This is a genomic window from Candidatus Poriferisocius sp., assembly GCF_965219775.1.
Taxonomy (GTDB): Bacteria; Actinomycetota; Acidimicrobiia; order Acidimicrobiales; family Bin134; genus Poriferisocius.
The window spans coordinates 2,663,648-2,684,952 of the sequence record NZ_OZ244793.1 but is presented as its reverse complement, the minus strand read 5'-3'; the positions used below and the strand labels follow the sequence as shown (position 1 = coordinate 2,684,952).

Genomic DNA, 21,305 nt, shown 5'->3' with positions numbered 1-21,305 from the left:
GTCAACCGGCGGACCCGCCGGGAGGAGTAGGGGCCACCGCCTCGGCGGCAGCGGGTGTCGGGGACGACGTGACCGACGGAGCTTCGGCGATGTGCTGGGCCTCCAGTCCCCAGCTCTGTCCGCCCTCCCATATCTCCCGCTTCCAGATGGGGACGGTGGCCTTCAGTCCGTCGATGAGGAACCGGCCGGCGGCAAAGGCCTCCTGGCGGTGGGGGGCTGACACCGCGGTCACCACCGCCGACTCACCGATCTCCACCCGACCCACCCGGTGCAGCACCGCCACCCGGCCGATGTCGGTCCAGCGGGCCCGGGCTTCGTCCACCAGGGCCTCCAACCGGGGAATCACCTGCTCCTCGTAGGCCTCGTATTCCAGGACGGTCACCCCCGGTCGGCCCTCGGAATGGTCGCGGGCGGTGCCGCTGAACAGGACGATGCCACCGCAATCCGGTCGGGCAACCCACCCCAACACCCGGTCCAGGGGCAGCGATTCATGGCTCAGCCCTACCCAAACGTCGTCGGCTTCAGCCGGGGTCACAGTGAGAGTGTAAACGCTGGGCCGGCGACGGGTTCACAACCGCTCCCGCCGGCCCCGCCGGAGACGACGAATCAGGGCCACCACGGCCCAAATCACGCCCAGGCCCCCCAGCACGGCCCCGCCGAGGGCAATCTGTTGTCGGCGACGGGAATCCAGCATCCCCCACGGGGGAACCTCTCGGCCCGACACCAGAGCCTGCTCGCTGGTGAATTCGGGGTTCCAACCGGCCTCCCGCAACCGATCGGCGGCCACCACCCAGGGATGGCGGACGTAGGCGAGCACACCGGGGTCGGCGGATGCCCGGCGGTACCGCCGCCACCATCGGCTCAGGCGCTCCTGGAGGGGTTCGGGCAGCTTGACGCCGGGCGTGCGGCCCAACAGCTCCAGGGCGGTCCCGGTGGTGATCCATCCCGGCGGGGCCACGTTGTAGACGCCGGACAGATCGCCCACCACGCTCAGCTCCACGGCGTCGGCGAGGTCATCCAGGTGGAGGAACTGCATGGGGACCTCGCGGTCGGCGCTGAGGTTGGCCGTGGACCGCAGCGAGCGGAACACCCACCCCTCATGGTCCTCGGCCAGCCCGACCACCGGCCGCAGCGTGATCACCGCCACGTGGGGATGGGCTTCGGCCCACTCGGCGGCCAGCCGCTCCTGTTCGGCCTTGACGACGGCAAAGCCGAACTCGGGATTCGGTCGCAGCAGCGAGGCCTCGGTGAGCGGCACCGGGTTGTCGGGCCACGCCCCGTACACCATGGCCGACGACATCAGCACCAGCCGTCCGACCCCGGCCCCGGCGGCGGCGTCCAACAACCGGCGGGTGGCGAGGGCGCCGCCCGCCCCCGGCGAAGCCTCACCGGGCGCGGGAGCCACCGACACCAGGTGGACCAGAACGTCCACCTCGTCCAGCAGGGGCGCCAGGTCCAACTCGCCCACGTCGTCGCCCACGTACCGCAAGCCGGCCAAGCCGGGATCGGGACGCAGATCCACGCCGATGACCGAGCCCACCCGGGGGTTGTCCAGCAGCCTGGCGCAGACCCGGCGTCCCAGCGGCCCACCGGCACCGGCCACCGCCACCGCCAGGGAGTGGGAATCGCTCACCCGTTGAGGCTACGCCTGTGCTGGTCGTTTCCGCTACCAACCGACCATCGGCAACCGGGCCCCAAGCCAGTAGCATCAATGCGTGAGCGATCCCGACTCACCGGAAGAGTTCAACCCGTTCCAGGGCATGCCCATTTTCGGCGATCTGGGGCGGCTCTTTTCCCAGCAAGCCGCCTCCACCTGGGAAACCGCCCGCCAATTTGCCGTGGCGGTGGCCACCGACGGGCAGTCCGAGCCCAACGTGGACCCGGCCGACCGGATGGCCCTGGAAGAACTGGCTCGGGTGGCCGAACTGCAGGTGGCCAACACCACCGGGCTGCCCACCACCCGCCAGGGCCAGGCGGCCTCGGTGGTGGCGGTGACCCGCACGCAGTGGGCCACCTCCACGCTGGAGGACTACCGGCACCTGCTCGAACCCATCGGCGACGTGTCCGGTCGAACCACCGAGGAGGAGTCGTCGGTGGACCCGGCCCAGGCCATGCTCGACCGACTCATGCAGATGATCGGTCCGATGATGCTGAGCATGACGGCGGGCAGCATGGTGGGGAACCTGGCCCGCCGGAGCCTGGGCCAATACGACCTGCCCATTCCCCGGTCCGGTTCGCAGCTCATGGTGATCCCGGCCAACATCGACGCCCTGGCCGACGAGTGGAGCCTGGATCCCTCCGATCTGCGGCTGTGGGTGTGTCTGAGCGAGCTGACCCATCACACCGTGCTGTCGATTCCCCACGTGAGCCGACGGGTCGACGAGCTGTTGTCGGAGTACGTGCGCAGCTTCGAGGCCAACCCTCGCGCCCTGGAAGGCCGTCTGGGGGAGTTGGATCTGTCCGGTGACGATCCCCTGCGCAGCCTCCAGTCGGTGCTGGGCGACCCCGAGGTGATTCTCGGCGCCGTGCAATCGCCGACCCAACGGGCCCTGCTGCCGCAGATCACCGCCCTGGTCTCGGTGCTGGCGGGCTACGTGGACTGGACCATGGACAGCATCGGCCACGGTCTGATCGGTTCGTACCCCCGTCTCAGCGAGGCCGTCCGCCGCCGACGGGTGACGGCCCACGCCACCGATCGGTTCGTCGGGCAGATGTTCGGCCTGGATCTCACCCAGGACCAATACGACCGGGGGGCGGCGTTTGCCCGCGGGGTGGTGGAGCGGGCGGGCACCGACGGGCTCGCCCGACTGTGGCACTCGGAACGGGAGCTGCCTACCCCCGCTGAGGTTGATGCTCCGGGTCTGTGGCTGGCCCGGATCGATCTACCGGACTAGCCGTTCGCCGGACCCAGAAGTACACCGCGGCCACCCCGGCGGCCAGGCCGATGAGCAGAAAGCCGACGCGGGCCGGGATGGGAATGATCACCGGGATCAACGCGCCCAGGACCCAGAAGATCTGAAAGCGGGTCTCGAAGGCGGCAAACGCCCGACCGTGGTTGGCCCCTTCGGCGTCGCGTTGCACGATGGAATCGAACGAGAGCTTGCCCGCGCTGGCGGTCACCCCCACGCCCAGAGCGAGCAGCAGGGTGGAGCCGAAGCCACCCCCCCAGGCGGCCAGCACACCCACCAACGCCAGGGCCACCAGCGCCGCGGTGATGATGAACTCCTCCCGGAGCCGGTCCCGCAGCTTGGGGGCCAACAAGGAGCCCACCAAGAAGCCGGCCACGGTGGCCGCGGCCACCAGGCCCAGTTTCCACGCCGGGCTGGCGTCGGAGGCCACGTCGCCCTGCAGGGCGTGGCGAACCCCGGCGCCGAAGGCCTTGCCCACCCCGGAGAGGTTCACGTCGTCGGCCCCGCCCCGCAGCGCAAAGGCGGCCAGGAACGTCATGAACCCGACGATGCCCCGCAGCGTGCCGGTGGCCGACGCCGCCCGTCGGATGCCGAAGGTGCGCAGGGCGCTCTCGTCCTCGTCGCCCGCCGGTTGGGGCACCATGCGTCCGGGCGGCAGCGACAGCGAGGCCACCGCGCACAACAGGAACACCACCATGGCCAGGGCGACCGCCCAGGAGGCACCCCCCAGCACGTTGGCCAACAGCGCCGGTCCGGCCCCGAGGAAGCCGCACACTCCGCCCACCAGGGCCAAGCGGGCGTTGCCTCCCACGAACTGCTCCTCGTTGTGCAGGATGATGGGCACCATGGAGGCCTTGGCCACCCCGTAGCTCTTCTGCAGCACCAACATCATGAAGGCCAAGGGGAAGAGCAACAGCGAGTCCATGTTGGAGATCATCAGCAGAGCGACGAAGGCCCGCCCGGCGTTGATGGCAAAGATCATGGGACGCCTCCCACCCCGGAATCGATCCAGGGCCGGCCCGATGAACGGACCCACCACCGCGAACGGGGCCATGGTCAGCACCAGGTAGAGGGTGACCCGGAGCCGGGCCGCGCTGGGGTCGATGGAGAAGAAGAGCGACCCCGCCAGGGCGATGGTGATCATGGCGTCGCCCGCGGCCCCCAGGGCGTGAACCCGCACCAGGCGCAGAAACGACGTGTTGATCATGTCAGGGGGGTGCCGCCTCGGCGGTCACGCCGGTGGCGTACTTGTAGCCCAGACCGCGAATGGTCACGATGCGGCGGGGATTGGCGGGATCATCTTCGATCTTGGAGCGTAGACGCTTCACGTGGACGTCGAGGGTCTTGGTGCCGCCCACGTAGTCGCTTCCCCACACCTGATCGATCAGGGCGTCGCGGGTCAGCACCCGTCCGGCGTTGGCCAACAGCAGCTCCAACAGGTCGAACTCCTTCAGGGGCAGCTCGATGGGCTCGCCCCGCACCGACACCTCGTGGCGTTCGGGGTTGATGCTCACGTCCCCCACCTCGATGACCTCGCGGAGGAACGTCTCGCTCTCGGCCGTCCATCGGGAACGCCGCAACAGCGACCGCATCCGAGAGACCAGCTCCCGCAGGCGATAGGGCTTGGTCACGTAGTCGTCGGCCCCCACCTCCAGGCCGACCACGGCGTCGATCTCCTCCCCCTTGGCCGTCACCATGATGATGGGCACCTGGGAACGGGCCCGGATTTGGCGGCAGACGTCGATGCCCGACACCAAGGGCAGCATCACGTCGAGCAGCACGATGTCGGGGGCCATGGCGTCGAAGTAGTCCAGGGCCTCCTTGCCGTCGCGGGCCACCCGCACGGTGAAGCCCTCGCGGGTGAGCCCCACGGTGAGCGCCTCCACGAAGGACTCCTCGTCCTCCACGATCAGCACGCGGCCCGAGCCGCTCATCGCGGCGCTCCCACCGGCTCCGGGGCGGCGAGGGCACCCGGTTCCTCATCGGGGGACTCCTCCACCCGGTCTTTCTCGGACACGGGCACGGCCAAGGTGAATCGCGAGCCCTGCCCCTGGGTGGACTCCACCCGCACCTCGCCGCCGTGGTTGGTGGCCACGTGGCGGACGATGGCCAACCCCAGCCCCACGCCGCCGCCGGTGTGTTCCCGGGCGCGGTCCACCTGGTAGAAGCGTTCGAAGATGCGGTCCTGGTGGCGGGGAGGGATGCCGTAGCCGTGGTCTCGCACCTCCACCTCCACGCGATCATCCGCCAACCGGGCCAGAACCCGCACCGGTCGGTGGGCCTCGGAGTACTTGACCGCGTTGTCCAGCAGGTTGAACACCGCCGAGGTGAGCTGGCGGCGGTCGGCCCGCACCACCAGGTCCAACGCGGGCAGCACGGTTTCGACAGGGATCTGCCTGTCCTCGGCAGCCGGCTTGACCCGGGAGAGGGCGTCGGCGATCACGTGCTGGATGGCCACCGGGGTCCGCTCGGCGGCCTGGTTGCTCTCGATGCGGCTCAGCTCCAACAGGTCGTCCATGGTGCTGGACAGCCGGATGGCCTCGGCCTGCACCCGTCCCGCCAGCCGGGAGGACACCTCGGGATCGGTCTCCCCGGCCAGGGTCTCGGCCAGCAGGCTGAGGGCGCCCATCGGGGTTCGCAGTTCATGGCTGATGTTGGCCACGAAGTCCCGCCGCATGGCGTCCAGCCGCTGGGGTTCGGTGATGTCGTCGATCAGGGCCACCGAGCCGTGGTCTCGACCCTCGGAGCGCAACGGCAGGGCGCTGATGAACAGGCACCGGCGGGGAGGACCGAACAACTCCACCTCCCGCTCCACCGCCTTGCCCTGGGCGGCTTCGGCCAACAGCTCGGCCACCGCGGCCTCCACCAGGGCCTCGCCGTGACGGGCCTCGGTGAACGGGCGGGCGTAGGGGTTGCGGTAGAGCACGGTGCCGTCGGGGTCGGCAACGACCACCCCTTGGGTGATGGCGTCCAACGACAGTCGCAGACGGGCCTCGCTCTCGGCCACCTCGTCCCCGTGGCGCCGGTCCAATTCGTGGACGCGACGGCGGTTCTCCTCGGCGTCCACACGCCGGCGGTGTTCGCGCCAGGCCACGATGCCCGCCAGAACCATCCCGGCCACGGCAATGGCCAACGCGACGGCCAAGATCACGCCCCCACCCCTCCCCGGACCGGGGCGACACCGTGGTCAGCCCCGTGGGGTCTGCTCGGGCGCAGCGCGGTCACCCCTCGCCGGTCTCTTCAGACTGGTCGGAGACTTCAGCGTGACCGCGGTCTCGGATCCGCTGGCGGGCCGACCCGGTGTGCTCGGGCAACCATCCCGTCACCATGTACACCACCCGCTCACCGATGTTCACCGCATGGTCGCCGATGCGCTCGTAGTAGCGGCAGATCAAGCAGAGCTGCACGGCGGCCTGCAGGTCGATGGCCCCGTCGTTGTGGGCCTGGAACACCGCTTGCACGCAGTCGCGGTTGAGGTTGTCGAGCTGATCGTCGATGTCGTGCAGGGCGGCGGCGAGCCCGGCGTTGCCGTCCACGTAGGAGTCGATGGCCAGCCGGAGCAGCCGGCAGGCTTCCTCGCTCATCCGCACCAAGAGGCCCCGCAGGGTGGCGTCGTAGCGGGTGCCGTAGATCCGGCGGGTGGCCTTGGCGATGTTGACGGCCAGGTCGCCCGAACGCTCCAGTTCGGCGTTCAACCGCAGGGCCGTGCTGAGGGCCCGAAGGTCGCCGGCCATGGGGGCCTGCAGGGCCAGGACGTGGTGGCACCGCTCCTCCAGGTGTACCGACAGATCGTCGAGCTCGTCGTCGGCGGTGATGAGCTGTTGGGCCAATTCCAGGTCGGATTCCAGCAGCGACTCGGTGGCCCGGGGAACGGCCTCGGTGACCAGCGCGGCCATCCTCACGATGCCCGCCTGGATCTCGTCCAGCTCTTCATGGAAGGACTTGCGCAGCTCTTCCATCAGTGCCTCCTGTTACGGCCGGTTGTTGTGTGGCGTTACGACGCAACCACCGGCTCAGCCGAATCGACCGGTGACATAGTTCTCCGTGCGCTCGTCCGACGGGTTCGAGAAGATGGTCTCGGTCCGGTCGTACTCCACCAGAAGACCACACCGCTGGTCGTTGGAGGAATCCAGTTGGGCGGTGAAGAACGCGGTGCGGTTGCTGATGCGGGCGGCCTGCTGCATGTTGTGGGTGACGATCACGATGGTGTAGTCGTTCTTGATCTCCTGCATCAGGTCTTCGATGCGGGCGGTGGCGATGGGATCGAGCGCCGAGCACGGCTCGTCCATCAGCAGCACGTCGGGGTCCACCGCCACGGCCCGAGCGATGCAGAGTCGCTGCTGCTGCCCGCCGGAGAGTCCCAGGGCCGAGTCCTTCAGCCGGTCCTTCACCTCGTCCCACAGCGCCGACCGGTGCAGCGACTGTTCCACGATGTCATCCAGGTCGGCCTTCTTCTTGGCCATGCCGGTCACCCGGGGGCCAAAGGCGATGTTGTCGTAGATGGACTTGGGGAACGGGTTGGGCTTCTGGAAGACCATGCCGATGCGCCGGCGCACCTCCACCGGGTCGACCCGGGGGTCGTAGATGGGCACCCGGTTGAAGTCCAGCCGTCCCTCCACCCGGGCGGTGGGGATGAGGTCGTTCATCCGGTTGAAGCAGCGCAACACCGTGGTCTTGCCGCAGCCGGAGGGGCCGATCATGGCGGTGATCTCGTGCTGGTAGACGGTGAAGGTGGCCCCCTGCACGGCCCGGAAGCTGCCGTAGTACACGTTGAGGTCCTCCACCTCGAACACGGCCTCGCCGGGGGCGTCCGGCGGGGTGGTGGGCACCACCCGGTCGAGGTCGAGGCGGGGAGGGGAATCGGGTTCGGTTTGCTCCATGTGCTCTGACCTGACGCTCGCTGAGACGGTCTCCACTGATCAACCTCTCTTCTTCTCGAAGTAGTTGCGCATGAGGATGGCCGTCGCGTTCATCAGAATAACGAAGACCAGCAACACCACGATGGCCGCGGCGGCGGCCTCGGCGAATCCGGCATCCCGACCCGAGTTCTGCACCCACTCCACGATGATCACCGGCATGGCCATGAAGTGCTCGGCGTTGATGGCGCTGAGATCGAAGAAGCCGGAGTTGGTACCCAGGCGGCCGCTGACCGCGCCCACCAACAGCAGGGGGGCGGCCTCGCCGATGCCTCTCGACATGGACAGCAGGGTGCCGGTGAGAATGCCGGGAGCGGCGTAGGGCAGCACCTGGCTGCGGATCATGGTCCATTTGGTGGCCCCCACGCCGTAGGCCCCCTCCTTGAGACCCTGGGGTACGGCCCGGATGGCCTCCTGGGCGGTGATGATCACAATGGGCAACACCAAGATGGCCAGGGTGATGCCCGCAGAGGCGATGGACTTGCCCCCGGTGACCCCTTCGAGGTGATTCACGAACAGGAACAGCCCGAGCAGCCCGTAGACCACCGACGGCACCCCGGCCAGGTTGCGGATGTTCAGGTCGATGAACCGGGTGAACCAGTTCCGGGGGGCGTATTCCTCCAACCAGATGGCGGCGCCGATGCCGACGGGAAAGGCGAGCACGGCCACGAACACCGCGATCCAGAAGGTGCCCACCAACGCCTGGTGGACGCCCAGCTTGGGGTCGTCGGACAGCGACCGCATGGTGCCGCCCAGAAACCCGCCGGGCCGGCCGGTGAGGATGCCCCAACCGTCGGTCACCACGTCCACCACCAGCACGCCGAGGATGAACATGGAGACCAGCAGGGTGACGAACAGGCTGACCTGGAAGACCCGCCCCTTCACGTCGAAGGCTCGGCGTTCCATGGCCGCCACCATGTGATTGCGGGTTCGCTTCCCCACCACCCGACCGACGGCCATCAGTACTGCTCCCGCACCCGTTGGACGAAGCGATCGGCCACCAGATTGAGGGCGAACGTCATCACGAAGAGCACCAGGCCCACGAAGAACAGACTCTGGAAGGTGAGCCCCTCACCCACCACGTTGTCGGTGCCCCGGGCCAGCGACGCCATCCCCGCGGTCATGGTCAGGCTGGAATCGGTGACGCCGTGGGTGTAGGTGGCCGTCTGGGCCGCGCCCGCGGCCATGAACACCACCATGGTCTCCCCCAAGGCTCGGGAAACGGCCACGATGAGCGAGGCCACCAGCCCGGAGATGGCCGCGGGCAGCACCACCCGGACCGTGGTGGACACCTTGCGGGCCCCCAGCCCGGAGGACGCTTCCCGCAGGGCCATGGGCACCGCCTTCATGGCGTCCTCGGAGATGGACGCCACCAGGGGGATGATGAGCACCCCCACCCCGATGCCCGCGGCCAACAGCGACCCGGCCGATGGTCCACCGAAGAGCTTGGCCACCACGTTGGGGGCGATCCAGTTGAGGGCGAAGAAGCCGAGGACCACGCTGGGAATCCCGGCCAGGATCTCCAGGATGGGCTTGAGCGTTCGCCGGACGCCGGGGCGGGCGTACTCCGACAGGTACACGGCGGCCCCCAACCCCAGGGGGGTGGCCACCGCCATGGCCACGCCGGTGACCAGGAAGCTGGCCACGATCAGGGTCTTGATGTCGTAGATGCCCCGGCGGGGGAACCAGCCGATGTCCCACACCGAGCCCCAGTCCACCTCGACGATGAACGTCCAGGCCTCCCAGAACAGCGACCACACGATCAGCCCGGAGATGAGCACCGACACCAAGGCGGTGGCCCCCAGGGAGTTGCGGATCATGCGCTCCCTGGTGGCCTGCCGGGGGTTCTCCATCAGGGACTCGACGGAGAACTCCCCGGCAGGATCGACTCGGGTGTCGGTCACGGCCTCACGCTAGCGGTTGACTCTGGGCCTCGGTGCCACCCGAAGGACGGCGGCCTAGCGCCCCGCCCAGGTGGCCCGGGTGGCGCCCTTGGCGTCGTCGGTGAGGTTCACGTAGCCGACGTCGCTGACGGCGGTGCCCAGCCCGTCGTCGCTCATGTAGTAGTCCACGTAGGCGGTCACCGCCGGGTTGGCCTCGGCCCTGGCCTTGTTCACGTAGATGTACAACGCCCGCGACACCGGGTACTCGCCCGAGGCGATGGTCTCGGGGGTGGCCGATACGCAGCCGTCACCACCGTCCACGTCGAGCAGCTTCACTCCTGAGGCGTTGGTCGTGAACGCGAATCCCACCCAGCCGAAGCTGGTGTCGCTCGACTGGATCCCCTGGATGATCACGTTGTCATCGGCATTGGCGCTGTAATCAGGGCGGGTCGTCACGTCCTGGCCCCGCTGATCGGCGATGTCCTCCAACACGATCTCGATGAAGCTGTCGAAGGTGCCCGACTCCTCGCCGGGACCGAAAATGTCCAGCGACGCATCGGGCAGGTCGGACGTTTCCAACCCGGCCAGCGACCCCGCATCGGCCCACGAGCCGAACCCGGTCGACTCCGGGCCCACCAAACCGTAGATGTCGGCGAACGTCACGCACTCCACCGGGTTGCTCTCACTGGTCATCACTGCGATGCCGTCGATGCCGACCCGCAACTCGACCCACTCGACGCCCGACTCGGCACACGCCTCGGCCTCCAAGGCCTTGATCGGACGAGAAGCATTCGAGATATCGGTCTCCCCCTCACAGAACAACTTGAATCCGTCACCGGTACCGGGACCGTCCACCGTCACCGACACGTCCGGCTGCACATCCTCGAACAACTCCGCCACCCGAACCGAGATCGGCTCCACCGTCGACGAACCCGAAATCGTCACCGAACCGGAGACCCTGCCGTCGGGGTCCGGCTCCGCCGGGGCCGGCGTACTGCCGGAAGAATCGCCGCCGCTGCTGCCGGCGTCGTCGGATGCCTGGGGGTCGGGGGCAACTCCCCCGTCGTCGTCGTTGCCACAGGCGGTGGCGGCCAGGGCCAGCACCGACAAGAGCCCGATGGCCAACACGAGCAGTTTCCTTGGTTTCACATGTCCTCCTTGACTGCACGCCGAACACCGCGTTCGGCGCATGGGAACAGCCGTCAAGGTACCGATGCCGGGTTTCCGTCTCGCCGCGCCCGTCTGAACGCCAGGTGAACGGAGACGGAAGCCTTGGAGAGCGTGCGATCAGCCCGACGCGGCCAGTCGCTCAAAGGCGGTGTGGGCCTCGACGCCTGCGCCCTTGGCCACGCGCTGCCAGGTACCGTCGGCCCGCAGTTCCCAGGCCAAGGCGTCGTCCTGGAGGTTGATCTCCAGCATATGGTCGAGCTGGCGGCGCAGGTCGGGGTCCACCACCGCCACCAGGGCCTCGATACGACGGTTGAGGTTGCGGGGCATGAGGTCGGCCGAGCCGATGTAGTAGGCCGGGGCGCCGATGCCCTCGCCGTTGGCGAAGTAGTAGATGCGGCTGTGCTCCAGGTACCGCCCGATGAGCGACCGGACCTTGATGGTGTCGGACATGCCCGCCACTCCGGGGCGCAGACAGCAGATGGCCCGCACGATCAGTTCGATGTCCACGCCCGCCTGCGAGGCCTCGTAGAGGGCCTCCACCATCTCGGGGTCGGCCAGGCTGTTCATCTTCATGACGATGCGGCCCTCGGCGCCCCGGTCGGCCTCGTTGCGGATCAGTCGCAGCAGCGTGGGGCGCAGATTCTGGGGGGCGGGCACCAGGTGGCGGTACTCGATGTTGCGGCCGTACCCGGTGAGCGAGTTGAACAACTGGGTCAGGTCCACCCCCACCTCGGGGTCGGCGGTCAGCAGCCCCAGGTCGGTGTAGACCCGAGCGGTGAGGGAGTTGTAGTTGCCGGTGCCGATGTGGCAGTAACGGCGCACGCCGTCGGCTTCCTCCCGGACCACGAGGCACGTCTTGGCGTGGACCTTGAGCCCCACCAGCCCGTAGGCCACGTGAACGCCGGCCTGCTCCAGGCGACGGGCCCACTCGATGTTGGCCTCCTCGTCGAAGCGGGCCTTCAGCTCCACCACCACCGCCACCTGTTTGCCGCTCTCGGCCGCCCGGATGAGCGACCGGACGATGGGGCTGTCCCCCGACGTCCGGTACAAGGTGAGCTTGATGGCCAGGACCCTGGGGTCGTTGGCCGCCTGCCAGATGAACTCCTGCACGGTGGCGGTGAAGGAGTCGTACGGATGGTGCAACAAGATGTCGCCCTCGCGGATGCGGGCGAACAGGTCCAGGGGCTGGTCGCCCGCCGCGGGGCGCGGGAGAGGGTTGACCGACTGCCACGCCGGGTTCTTGAGGTCGGGCCGATCCACCTCGAACAACTCCCACAGGCTGGACAGCTCCAACAGGGTGTCCACCTCGTAGACGTCGTCTCGCCCGATGTCGAGTTCGTCGATGAGCAGGTTGCGGATCTCCGAGGACACCTGGTGCTCCACCTCCAGGCGGACCACGCTGCGGAACCGCCGGCGGCGCAACTCCACCTCCACCGCGGCCAAGAGGTCCTGGGCCTCACCCTCGTCCACCGCCAGGTCGGCGTTGCGGGTCACCCGGAAGGCCACCGTCTCGCTGATCTCCATGCCCGGGAACAGGGTGGGGAGTTGGGCGGCCACCACCTGCTCGACGGGCACGAACCGGTGCTCGTCGGGGAGTTGGAGGAATCGCCCGAACGTGGCCGGGACCTTGAGGCGGGCAAAGCGCTGATGGCCGTCGGCCGGGTCGATCATGAGCACGCCCAGGCTGAGCGACAGGTTGGAGATGTAGGGGAACGGGTGGCCGAGGTCGACCGCCAAGGGGGTCAACACCGGGTAGATGCGGTTGTCGAACTCGCCGGAGAGGAACTTGCGGTCCTCGTCGCCCAGGTCGTCCCAGTGGAGGATTTCGATGCCGGTCTCGGCCATCCGGTCGGTCAGGCCGCCGAGGCAGGCGGCCACCCGGTCGTGCTGGGCGTCCACCTCGGCGCGAATGTCGTGGAGCTGTTGGGCGGCGGTGCGCCCGTCGGGGGTGGTGCCGGTGAACTGGCCGGCCACTTGGTCCTTCAGGCCGGCCACCCGCACCTGGAAGAACTCGTCCAGGTTGGAGTACCAAATGGCGCAGAACTTGACCCGCTCCAACAGGGGCACCGTCGGATCCTCGGCTTGGGCCAGCACCCGGCTGTTGAACTCCAGCCAGGAGAGTTCCCGGTTGATGAAGCGACCGGGTTCGGCCGCGGTGTCGATCGGTGCCGGCGTCACCGTCGACCGGGGAGGCGACTACCCCTGGTGGATCTCACTCTCCTCGTCCTCCTCGTCATACCCCAGGTCCCAGTCGATGAGCAGGTTCTCCCGTTCGGCGTCGCGGTTGATCCGCTCCCGGTTCCGGCGGAATTGCGGATCGTGGGGGGGGAGCAGCAGGAGGCGGGCCTCGGCCCGGACCTTGAACTGGTCGATGACTCCCGATTCGCCGAAGTCGGACATGAAGTCCCAGTGGGGCGCCACCGGACCCAGGTAAACCACCTTGACGTGCCCAACCGGCGGCTCGGGCAGGGCGTCCATGGTGTCAGTCATCTCGTTGCTCCTGTGGGGGATGGGGCCGCAGCAGTTTAGCGGCTTCGGTGTGATATCCCGAATGCGCTCGTAGGCTGGCCACGCGGACGGCCGATGAACCAGAAATTTCGGTGACTGGGGAACTCGTGGTCGAAGTGGGGCGTCATACATGCGGGGGGCATGTACCCAACGGAGGTCCTATGAACGAGAGCTGGATGGATCACGGCAAGTGCGTCGGGCTGTCGCCCGACATCTTCTTTCCCAGCGACGGCACCGGGGTGGAGGTCGCCCGCCGGATTTGCCGCCAGTGCCTGGTGCAGGAGGCCTGCTTGGCCTACGCCCTGTGCCACCGCATCCGACACGGGGTGTGGGGCGGGAGGTCCGAGCGTCAGCGGCGGCGGATGCTGCGGCGAGCGGCCGCCTGACCGTTCAGGGGAGGGCGGCGGCCGGCGGGATCGGGCTGGCGGGGTCGGCCGGGCGGGTCAGGCCAGGACCGAGCGGGTGGCGGCCATCACCCGGGTGGCCATGGCCTGTGGTCCGGTGGCCGCCAGCGGGGCGCTGAACACCTCGGGGAACCAGATCGGCGCGGCCCCCACGTGGCCGAGAATGCCCATCACCTCGGCGAAGTCCACCGCGCCGTCACCGGGTGCCAGCCGGGAGGTCATCGTCTCGGTGGCCAAATCCACCGCGTCCGGAGGCTCGGCGGTGGCGTCGCAGAGCTGCACGACCCGCAGCCTGTCGCCGGGAATCCGGCGCAACAGGTCGGGGTTGGGGCCGCCGGGCTGGCGGTACCAGTGCCAGGTGTCCACCATGATGCCGCTGTTGTCGGCGTCGGCGCGCTGCAGCAGCTCCCAGGCGGTGGCCAGGTCGGGGATGCCGGTCCAGGGCAGGAACTCGATGCTCACCTGCAGGCCGGCGTCGGCCGCGGCCCGGCACATGGTGGCGAAGCAGGCGGCTGCTTCATCCATGGCCGGTAGCGAGGGTTCCATGGTGACGGCCACCAGCTCCCGGCTCCCCATGGCAGTGGCGAACTCGCACAGGTTGGCCATCTCGGCGGCGGCCGCGTCACGGTCGGGGTTCAACCAGCCGAAGGCCGCTTCCGTCACCGGATGGGTGAGGCCCAGCCCGGCCAGTCGGTCGACCAACCACGGGGTGTCCACCCCGGCACCGCCCAGCACGAACGGCCACACGCTGATGCCGGTGTAGCCCGCCGATGCGGTGGCCTCCAACGAGGCGTCCAGCTCGTCGAGGGTCAGCTCGAAGGGGTTGACGCTCAGCGTGGCCAGCGACATCACCAGCTCCTGCGGGGGGGAGGCCTCGGCCATCACGTTGTCCTGCTAGGTGGTGGAGGAATTGCCGCCGCTGCCCTCTTCGGACTTCGACTCCTCGGTGACCCCTTGCTTGAACTCCTTTTGGGCCTGACCCAGCGATCGGGCCAACTTGGGGAGCTTGGCCCCACCAAACAGCACCAGCAGGATGATCAGCACGATGATCAACTCCGTTGCTCCAAGATTCATGGCCTCAGGCTACCCCGAATGGGGCGCGGCGTACCTCACGCCCCCTTCGGACGGTGTCACGCCCCGGAGCCGTCGGCCACTGCGGTCAGCGGGGCCCGTACTCGGGTGAGCCCCCGAGCCCGGCGCACCCGGCGCCGTTCCCGCTCGCTCATGCCCCCCCAGATGCCGAACTTCTCGCCGTTCACGATGGCGTACTCCAGGCACTCCTCCCGGACCACGCAGGCCCGACAGACCTCCTTGGCCTCCCGGGTGGATGCCCCCCGCTCGGGGAAGAACAAGTCGGGATCCACCCCCAGACAATTGGCCAGAGCCTGCCACGCCCGGCCGTCATCGCCGGCCGGAGATGACTGAGCTTCCGTCTCCACCAGTCTCATCGCACTCTCCTTGCTTGTTCTGCTTGTCCTGCCACGGAACTGCTGACCCTCGACCCGCCGCCCACCACCCGCCAGTGGAGGATCGGCGAGGCGAACAACATCATGAACAACGTTCTTGTAATTTCAACAACGTAACCATGCCAGGTCGTGGTCACAAAGGCAAGAGGGAATTTGTCGCCGGCCCCGGACGCGGCGGTTGCCCCCGGTGGAGCCGGCCCTCAGACGCGGCGGTTGCCCAACAGCTTGCGCTTGTGCTCCACGAAGTCCACCAGCACGTAGTCGCCCAGGGTCTCGGGGGTGGTGAAGAAGGCCCGTCCGCCGTTCATCTTGGAGATCTGCTCGATGAAGTTGGTGAGATACGAGGTGGCGTCCAGCATGAAGGTGTTGATGCGGATGCCCTCCCGGGTGGCCCGCATGACCTGCTCGAGGGTCTTGTCCACCGTGGCCCGGGCCGGGGGGTAGGAGAAGAAGGGCCGGCCGTGCTCGTCCACGTGGGCGGTCGGCTCGCCGTCGGTCACCATGATGATCTGCTTGGTGCCGCTGTGGCGGGCCAGCATCTGGCGAGCCAGCATGAAGCCGTGCTGCATGTTGGTGCCGTACACGAAGTCCCATGACACCTCGGGGAGCTGCTCGGGCTTCACCTCCCGGGCGATCTCGCTGAATCCCACGATGCCGAGGAAGTCCCTCGGATACTGGGTGCTGATGAGGGAGTGCAGCGCCATGGCCACCTTCTTGGCCGGGAGGAAGTTGTCCCGCATGGGCATCGACAGCGACAGGTCGAGCATCAACACGGTGGACGACCGCACGATGTTCTCGGTGCGCTCCACCTCGAAGTCCTCCGGCGACAGCTCCACGGGGGTGCCACCGCCGGTGCGCCGGATGGCGTTGCGGATGGTCCGCTGGATGTCCAGGTTGAAGGGGTCGCCGAATTCGTAGGGCTTGGTGTGGTAGTCGCGCTCGTGGCCCCCGCCGAGCATCTCCATGGCGTGTTGGCCCACCCGGTCCTGCTGGAGTTTCTTGAACAGATCGGCCAGGGCGTTCTGGCCGATCCGGCGGATGGCCCGGGGGGTGAGCTCCAGACGACCCTCCCGGTTCTCGATCAACCCCGCCTCCTCCAGCCGCCGGGCCAGATCGGCCATCTGCTCCAGGCTCTGGGCGGCCTCGTCGCCGAGCAGCTCCCGGGCCCGGTCGAAGTCCACCTCGGCCAGCGCACCGGGGTTGTTGGCCTGCCGTAGCAGATTCTCGAGCTGGTCCAGGTCGCCCAGTTCCTGCATCATCTCGGCGGCCGAGGCGAAGTCCAGGGGATCGACGCCCTGGAAGTCGTAGGAGCGCTCCCATCCCGCGTCGGGGAACATGGATTGCAGGTTCTGGGACAGTTGATCCACCTGCCAGCGCAGGTCCATGTCCTGGAGAAGCTGTTCGGCCAACCCCTGGAGCTGCGCCCGCTGCTCGGGGGTCATCGACGCCATCATCGCCGACATGGCGGCCATGCGCCGGGCCATCACCTCCAGCAGCTCGCTCAGCGTCCGGGGGTTCTCGGGGAAGAAGTCTCCGTAGCGTTCCATGAAGTCGTCGAAGTCGGCCTGCAGGTGCTCGTCCAGCATCCGGTTGCGCTCGCCCGGGTCGAGGTCGTCGCCGGGAAGCTGCTCCTCGGCCATGCGCCGCTTCTCCAGCAGGGAGTTCAACTCCGCCATCATGTCCTTGGCCCGAGCCAGATCTTCGGGGGACAGGTTGTTCATGCCCTCGGTCATCTGGTTCACGTAGTTGGCCATGAGCTGTTGGCGGAGCTTCTCCACCAGCTCGTCGAAGCGCTGCTGCGCCTCGGCCGAGGTGAACTGGTAGTTGTCCAGCTCCTTGATCTGCCCGGCCAGATCGGGCGGGAGCATGTCGAGCTGGAAGCGGCGCTCGGTGGCGGTCTGCTCGGTGATGTCGGCACGACGCTGGTCGCCCGACTCGGCGGCGGAGGCCACCATGTCGTCCAGGGCGTCACGCTCCATGTCCACCACGTCTCGCAGCTCCTGGGCGATGTCGTCGTACACCCCGCCCAGATCGTGCTGCTCCAGGCGCTCCTGGCGGCGCCGGCGCAGCTCCTCCAGCATCTCCCGCAGCCCCTGCACGTGCTGACCGTCGGCGTCGAAACCCTGCTGCAGGAGTCGCCGCAGGGCGGCGTTGACGTCCCCGTGGTAGAGGAGGTCGTCGTTCAGTTGGGAGAACAGGTCGGAGGTGGTGAACTCGAACCCGGTCTGGGTCCCGTCCCACCGGGAGTAGGCCACCCGGTGAGCCGCATTGCGACGGGACCGCCGCCATCTCCTGAGCATCCCGCCAACCTACTCGCAACCGCGGGGACAACCGCCGCGAGAACCGGTCCGCCGAGTTGGTGGCCCCACGTCCACGCCGTCGGTCAGGTTCTCCCCCGGTACACGGCGGCGCCCGACAGGGACTCCTTGTTGAGGCGTTTGGACAGGTGGAGGCCCTCGAGCACGAACTCGATCCCGCTGGCCACCAGGCCGGGATGCTCCAGGTCGCCCGACTCGTAGCCCAACGCGGCCAGGGCCCCGGCGAAAGCCGGAATCTCGCCGACCAGTTCGGCGTAGTCGGCCGAGGAGATGTCGTCGCCGGCGTTGACCACCCTCCCGTCCTCGAAGGCCTCGATCACCTGCTGTTGGACCTCCAGGTCCACCGCGTCCTTGAACGCCTGGCGGACGGCCTCCTTGCGGAGGTTGCCCACGATCTCGGCGTCGCGGTCGTCGTCGATGGTCTCGATCTCGATCTTGCCCATGGTGGAGGGGGCCAGTGCGTCCAGGTCGGTGACCCGGGGTACGGCGGCCGCCTCCCCGCTGCGCAGGCAACGGCGTATGGCGGCGGCGGCCAGCGTCTCGTAGTTGGACACGGTGAGGCGCACCGACACCCCCGAGCGCTGGTTGACGTGGGGGCTCTGGCGGGCCAGTTGGCTCAGGTACACCAGCACCTCGCCCATGAAGTCGGGCATGATCACGGGCACGTCGGCCTCGGGCAGGGTGGCCTCCTGCTCGGTGATGTCCAGCTCCACGTCCACGTCGGAGGGGTAGTGGGTGCGGATCTGGGCACCGAAGCGGTCCTTGAGCGGGGTGATGATGCGGCCCCGGTTGGTGTAGTCCTCGGGATTGGCCGAGGCGAACAACAAGATGTCCAGGGGCAGGCGGATCTTGTGGCCCCGGATCTGCACGTCCCGCTCCTCCAGCACGTTGAGCAACCCCACCTGGATGCGCTCGGCCAGATCGGGCAGCTCGTTGATGGCGAACACGCCCCGGTTGGTGCGGGGCACCAGGCCGTAGTGGATGGTGAGCTCGTCGGAGAGGTAGCGGCCCTCGGCCACCTTGATGGGGTCCACCTCGCCGATCAGGTCGGCGATCGAGGTGTCGGGGGTGGCCAACTTCTCCCCGTAGCGATGGCTGCGATGGACCCAGGCCAGCGGGGTGTGGTCACCCTCGGCGGCGATCAGTTCCTGGGCGTGCTTGGACACCGGGTGGTAGGGGTCGTCGTTCACCTCGGAACCGGCCACGACGGGCAGCCACTCGTCGAGCAGGTCGAGCACCAGGCGGATCATCCGGGTCTTGGCCTGGCCCCGTTCGCCCAGGAAGATCACGTCGTGGCTGGCGAGCAGGGCCGTCTCCAACTGGGGGATCACCGTCTCCTCGTAGCCCCAGATGCCGGGGAACAGGTCCTCCCCGGCGCGGATTCGGGCGATGGCGTTGCGGCGGATCTCTTCTTTGACCGGCACCGACTGCCAGCCGGCGGCCTTCAGTTCACCCAAGGTGGCGGGTTGCGACATAGGGGGAAAACCTACCCCACCGTCCGCTCCGGTGGACATCGGCAAACCGCCGGACCGGGCCCGCCGCCGTGGTTGTCGACCGCCGCCCTCCGGTGGCGAGGCCAGTAGGGTCGATTCCAGTGGGGTCGACGTGGAGCTGAGCGGGGCCTGGACGGCGGCACCGGTGGAGGGCGGATTGTCGGTGGGGTTCGCCGACGCCGATTTCGACGACCGCCAGTGGCTCACGGTGGACGTGCCCGGTCATTGGGGCCGGGTGCCGGAGCTGGCCCAGGCCGGCGCCGTGCGCTACCGGCATTGGTTCGACCAGCAACCCCCGGCGGCCGGAGAGCGGCGGTGGCTGGTGTTCGAGGGGCTGTTGTACCAGGCCGACGTCTGGTTGAACGGCGCCTACCTGGGCGACGCCGAGGGCTACTTCATGGCCCACCAGTTCGACGTCACCGAGGCCATGGCCGGACGGCGGGAACATGTGTTGGCCGTGGAGGTGTCGTGCCCGGCCCGCTCGTCGGACATTTCCGGCAGCCACATGTTGGGGTCGCTGGGCCTGGCCCCCGAGCTGTTGCCCCCGGGCAACCCCGGGGGTTTGTGGGCGCCGGTGACCGTGGAGAGCACCGGGGAGGTCCGCATCCTGGATCTGCGGGTGGCCACCCTGGGGGCGTCGGAGCGGCGGGCGGTGGTGGCCCTGCAGGCCGATCTGATGGCGGACCGGGCCGGTCTGGTGCGGCTACACACCACGGTGGGCGAGGTGGAGCACACGGCCGATCACGTGCTGGCCTCCGGCCTGAACCAGGTGGAGTGGCGGGTGACCGTGCCCCAGCCCCGCCGCTGGTGGCCCCATCAACTCGGGGACCAGCCCCTCTACGACGTGACCGTCGAGGCGGGCACCACCCAAGGGGGGCTGAGCCACCGGCGACGGGTGCGCACCGGGTTGCGCACCGTGCAGTCCGACCGGTGGCAGTTCTCCGTCAACGGCGAGCGGCTGTTCCTGCAGGGGTCGACGTTCGGGCCCGCCTCGCCGTGGTGGGCCGAGGTGGACGGGGCCGAGGTTCGCCGGGAGGTGGCGTTGGCCAAGGAGGCCGGGCTGAACCTCATCCGGGCGTACGGCCACGTGGCCCCGCCTGCGCTGTACGAGGCCGCCGACGAGGCGGGCATGATGATCTGGCAGGACCTACCCCTGCTCGGGCCCTTTCCCCACCGCAGCCGCAGCGCGGTCAGCGACTGCGCCCGGGCCGCCGTGGGGGCGGTGGGTGCCCACCCCAGCGTGATCCTGTGGTGCGGCCATGTGGACCCGTTGGGTGACAGCGCCGAGCGGCGGGCTGAGAGCTTCCCCAGCCTGGCTCGACGCCTGGCTGCTCATCAGCGTCCCAGTTGGAACCTCTCGGTGCTGGATCGCACCGTCAAACGGGAGATCGAGCGCCGTGACCCCAGCCGACCGGTGGTGGCCTATTCCGGGGTTTTGCCCCACTTCCCCCGTCTCGACGGTACCGATACCCACCTGTGGTTGGGATGGAAGCAGGGTCGCGAGCGGGATTTGGAACCGCTGGCCGCCCGGTGGCCTCGGGCCGTGCGGTTCGTGTCGCAGTTCGGCGCCCAGTCCCCGGCCCGGGATCTCCCGCTGCTCGACCAGGAGTCCTGGCCCGACGTGGACTGGGCCCGGTTGGCCGAGGACCACGGCCTGGATGCGTCGGCCATGAACCGCTACGTGCCCCCGCGTGACCACGTCACCGTGGCCGAGTGGCAGGAGGCGGCCTGGGCCTACCAGGCCATGGTGGTGCAGCGACACGTCGAGACGTTGCGCAAGCTCAAGTACCGGCCGGTGGGTGGGTTCTGCCACCATTTCTTCGCCGATTCCCACCCGGCGGTGTCCACCGCGTTGGTGGACTGGCAAGGCCGGACCAAACCGGCCTACGAAGCCCTGGCCAAAGCCTGCCAACCGGTGATCGTGGTGGCCGACCGCCTCCCCGAGGCATTGACCGCGGGCGAGGAACTGGAGATCGGGGTGTACGTGGTGAACGACCACCGCCACCCCCTGGTGGGCCTGCGAGCCGACGCCACCCTGCAATGGCCCGACGGAAACCACACCTGGACCTGGGAGGGCACCGCCGGCGCCGACGACTGCACCCGCATCGGCACCATCACCTGGCGAGCACCCGACTCCTCCGGCCACGCCACCCTCCACCTACGCCTCACCGGCCCCGCCCACCCCACCAACCGCTACGACACCCTCATCACGAGTTGATCAGGAGCCCCTCCGACGGG

20 protein-coding genes are annotated in these 21,305 nt (G+C 68.6%); 3 read left to right on the top strand and 17 right to left on the bottom strand.

Features of this window, described 5'->3' with window-relative positions:
• Window position 1: 1 nt before the first annotated feature.
• Window positions 2-535, bottom strand: a complete 534-nt coding sequence (locus ACOQPQ_RS12110; RefSeq protein ID WP_420639682.1) for a molybdenum cofactor biosynthesis protein MoaE — start codon at window positions 533-535, stop codon at window positions 2-4.
• A 33-nt stretch (window positions 536-568) separates the two neighbouring features.
• Complete coding sequence (locus ACOQPQ_RS12105) at window positions 569-1,633, bottom strand: NAD-dependent epimerase/dehydratase family protein (protein ID WP_420639681.1); 1,065 nt, start codon at window positions 1,631-1,633, stop codon at window positions 569-571.
• An 82-nt stretch (window positions 1,634-1,715) separates the two neighbouring features.
• On the opposite strand from ACOQPQ_RS12105, the gene ACOQPQ_RS12100 reads away from it, so the two are divergent.
• Window positions 1,716-2,894, top strand: a complete 1,179-nt coding sequence (locus ACOQPQ_RS12100) for a zinc-dependent metalloprotease (RefSeq protein WP_420639680.1) — start codon at window positions 1,716-1,718, stop codon at window positions 2,892-2,894.
• Here ACOQPQ_RS12100 and ACOQPQ_RS12095 read toward each other — a convergent pair.
• The 10 genes from ACOQPQ_RS12095 to ACOQPQ_RS12050 all read right to left on the bottom strand — a co-directional run bounded on the left by ACOQPQ_RS12095 (window position 2,833) and on the right by ACOQPQ_RS12050 (window position 13,368).
• Window positions 2,833-4,116, bottom strand: coding sequence for an MFS transporter (locus ACOQPQ_RS12095; protein ID WP_420639679.1), 1,284 nt, complete (start codon window positions 4,114-4,116; stop codon window positions 2,833-2,835). The genes ACOQPQ_RS12100 and ACOQPQ_RS12095 overlap by 62 nt on opposite strands.
• 1 nt (window position 4,117) lies before the next feature.
• Window positions 4,118-4,843 carry a response regulator gene (locus tag ACOQPQ_RS12090; RefSeq protein ID WP_420639678.1) on the bottom strand — a complete coding sequence of 242 codons (726 nt, stop codon included), beginning with the start codon at window positions 4,841-4,843 and terminating at the stop codon, window positions 4,118-4,120.
• Window positions 4,840-6,060 (bottom strand): ATP-binding protein, encoded by a 1,221-nt coding sequence (locus ACOQPQ_RS12085; RefSeq protein WP_420639677.1) that lies wholly within the window; start codon window positions 6,058-6,060, stop codon window positions 4,840-4,842. The genes ACOQPQ_RS12090 and ACOQPQ_RS12085 overlap by 4 nt, the downstream gene beginning before the upstream one ends.
• A gap of 70 nt (window positions 6,061-6,130) precedes the next feature.
• Entirely contained in the window at window positions 6,131-6,868 is a 738-nt protein-coding gene (phoU, locus tag ACOQPQ_RS12080; RefSeq protein ID WP_420639676.1) for a phosphate signaling complex protein PhoU, read from the bottom strand.
• 54 nt (window positions 6,869-6,922) lie between these two features.
• Entirely contained in the window at window positions 6,923-7,789 is an 867-nt protein-coding gene (gene pstB, locus ACOQPQ_RS12075) for a phosphate ABC transporter ATP-binding protein PstB (protein ID WP_420639675.1), read from the bottom strand.
• Window positions 7,790-7,828: 39 nt separating this feature from the next.
• Complete coding sequence (pstA, locus tag ACOQPQ_RS12070; RefSeq protein WP_420639674.1) at window positions 7,829-8,785, bottom strand: phosphate ABC transporter permease PstA; 957 nt, start codon at window positions 8,783-8,785, stop codon at window positions 7,829-7,831.
• Entirely contained in the window at window positions 8,785-9,729 is a 945-nt protein-coding gene (gene pstC, locus ACOQPQ_RS12065; protein ID WP_420639673.1) for a phosphate ABC transporter permease subunit PstC, read from the bottom strand. Before pstC ends, pstA begins: the two co-directional genes overlap by 1 nt.
• 54 nt (window positions 9,730-9,783) lie before the next feature.
• Entirely contained in the window at window positions 9,784-10,857 is a 1,074-nt protein-coding gene (locus ACOQPQ_RS12060; protein WP_420639672.1) for a substrate-binding domain-containing protein, read from the bottom strand.
• Between the two features lie 138 nt (window positions 10,858-10,995).
• Window positions 10,996-13,056 carry a polyphosphate kinase 1 gene (gene ppk1, locus ACOQPQ_RS12055; protein ID WP_420639671.1) on the bottom strand — a complete coding sequence of 687 codons (2,061 nt, stop codon included), beginning with the start codon at window positions 13,054-13,056 and terminating at the stop codon, window positions 10,996-10,998.
• 18 nt (window positions 13,057-13,074) lie between these two features.
• Complete coding sequence (locus ACOQPQ_RS12050; RefSeq protein ID WP_420639670.1) at window positions 13,075-13,368, bottom strand: hypothetical protein; 294 nt, start codon at window positions 13,366-13,368, stop codon at window positions 13,075-13,077.
• Window positions 13,369-13,547: 179 nt separating this feature from the next.
• On the opposite strand from ACOQPQ_RS12050, the gene ACOQPQ_RS12045 reads away from it, so the two are divergent.
• Window positions 13,548-13,772, top strand: coding sequence for a WhiB family transcriptional regulator (locus ACOQPQ_RS12045; protein ID WP_420639669.1), 225 nt, complete (start codon window positions 13,548-13,550; stop codon window positions 13,770-13,772).
• A 57-nt stretch (window positions 13,773-13,829) separates the two neighbouring features.
• On the opposite strand, the gene ACOQPQ_RS12040 is transcribed toward ACOQPQ_RS12045, so the two are convergent.
• The 5 genes from ACOQPQ_RS12040 to ACOQPQ_RS12020 all read right to left on the bottom strand — a co-directional run bounded on the left by ACOQPQ_RS12040 (window position 13,830) and on the right by ACOQPQ_RS12020 (window position 19,049).
• A complete protein-coding gene (locus ACOQPQ_RS12040; protein ID WP_420639668.1) occupies window positions 13,830-14,672 on the bottom strand; it encodes a sugar phosphate isomerase/epimerase family protein in 843 nt (280 codons plus the stop codon).
• Between the two features lie 12 nt (window positions 14,673-14,684).
• Window positions 14,685-14,864 (bottom strand): twin-arginine translocase TatA/TatE family subunit, encoded by a 180-nt coding sequence (gene tatA / locus ACOQPQ_RS12035; RefSeq protein ID WP_420639667.1) that lies wholly within the window; start codon window positions 14,862-14,864, stop codon window positions 14,685-14,687.
• A gap of 56 nt (window positions 14,865-14,920) precedes the next feature.
• Window positions 14,921-15,238 carry a WhiB family transcriptional regulator gene (locus ACOQPQ_RS12030; RefSeq protein ID WP_420639666.1) on the bottom strand — a complete coding sequence of 106 codons (318 nt, stop codon included), beginning with the start codon at window positions 15,236-15,238 and terminating at the stop codon, window positions 14,921-14,923.
• 218 nt (window positions 15,239-15,456) lie between these two features.
• Window positions 15,457-17,556 carry a vWA domain-containing protein gene (locus tag ACOQPQ_RS12025; protein ID WP_420639665.1) on the bottom strand — a complete coding sequence of 700 codons (2,100 nt, stop codon included), beginning with the start codon at window positions 17,554-17,556 and terminating at the stop codon, window positions 15,457-15,459.
• A gap of 83 nt (window positions 17,557-17,639) precedes the next feature.
• Window positions 17,640-19,049: a magnesium chelatase gene (locus ACOQPQ_RS12020; protein ID WP_420639664.1), complete on the bottom strand. Its 1,410-nt coding sequence runs from the start codon at window positions 19,047-19,049 to the stop codon at window positions 17,640-17,642.
• 130 nt (window positions 19,050-19,179) lie between these two features.
• On the opposite strand from ACOQPQ_RS12020, the gene ACOQPQ_RS12015 reads away from it, so the two are divergent.
• Window positions 19,180-21,285: a glycoside hydrolase family 2 protein gene (locus ACOQPQ_RS12015; protein WP_420639663.1), complete on the top strand. Its 2,106-nt coding sequence runs from the start codon at window positions 19,180-19,182 to the stop codon at window positions 21,283-21,285.
• Window positions 21,286-21,305 lie beyond the last annotated feature (20 nt).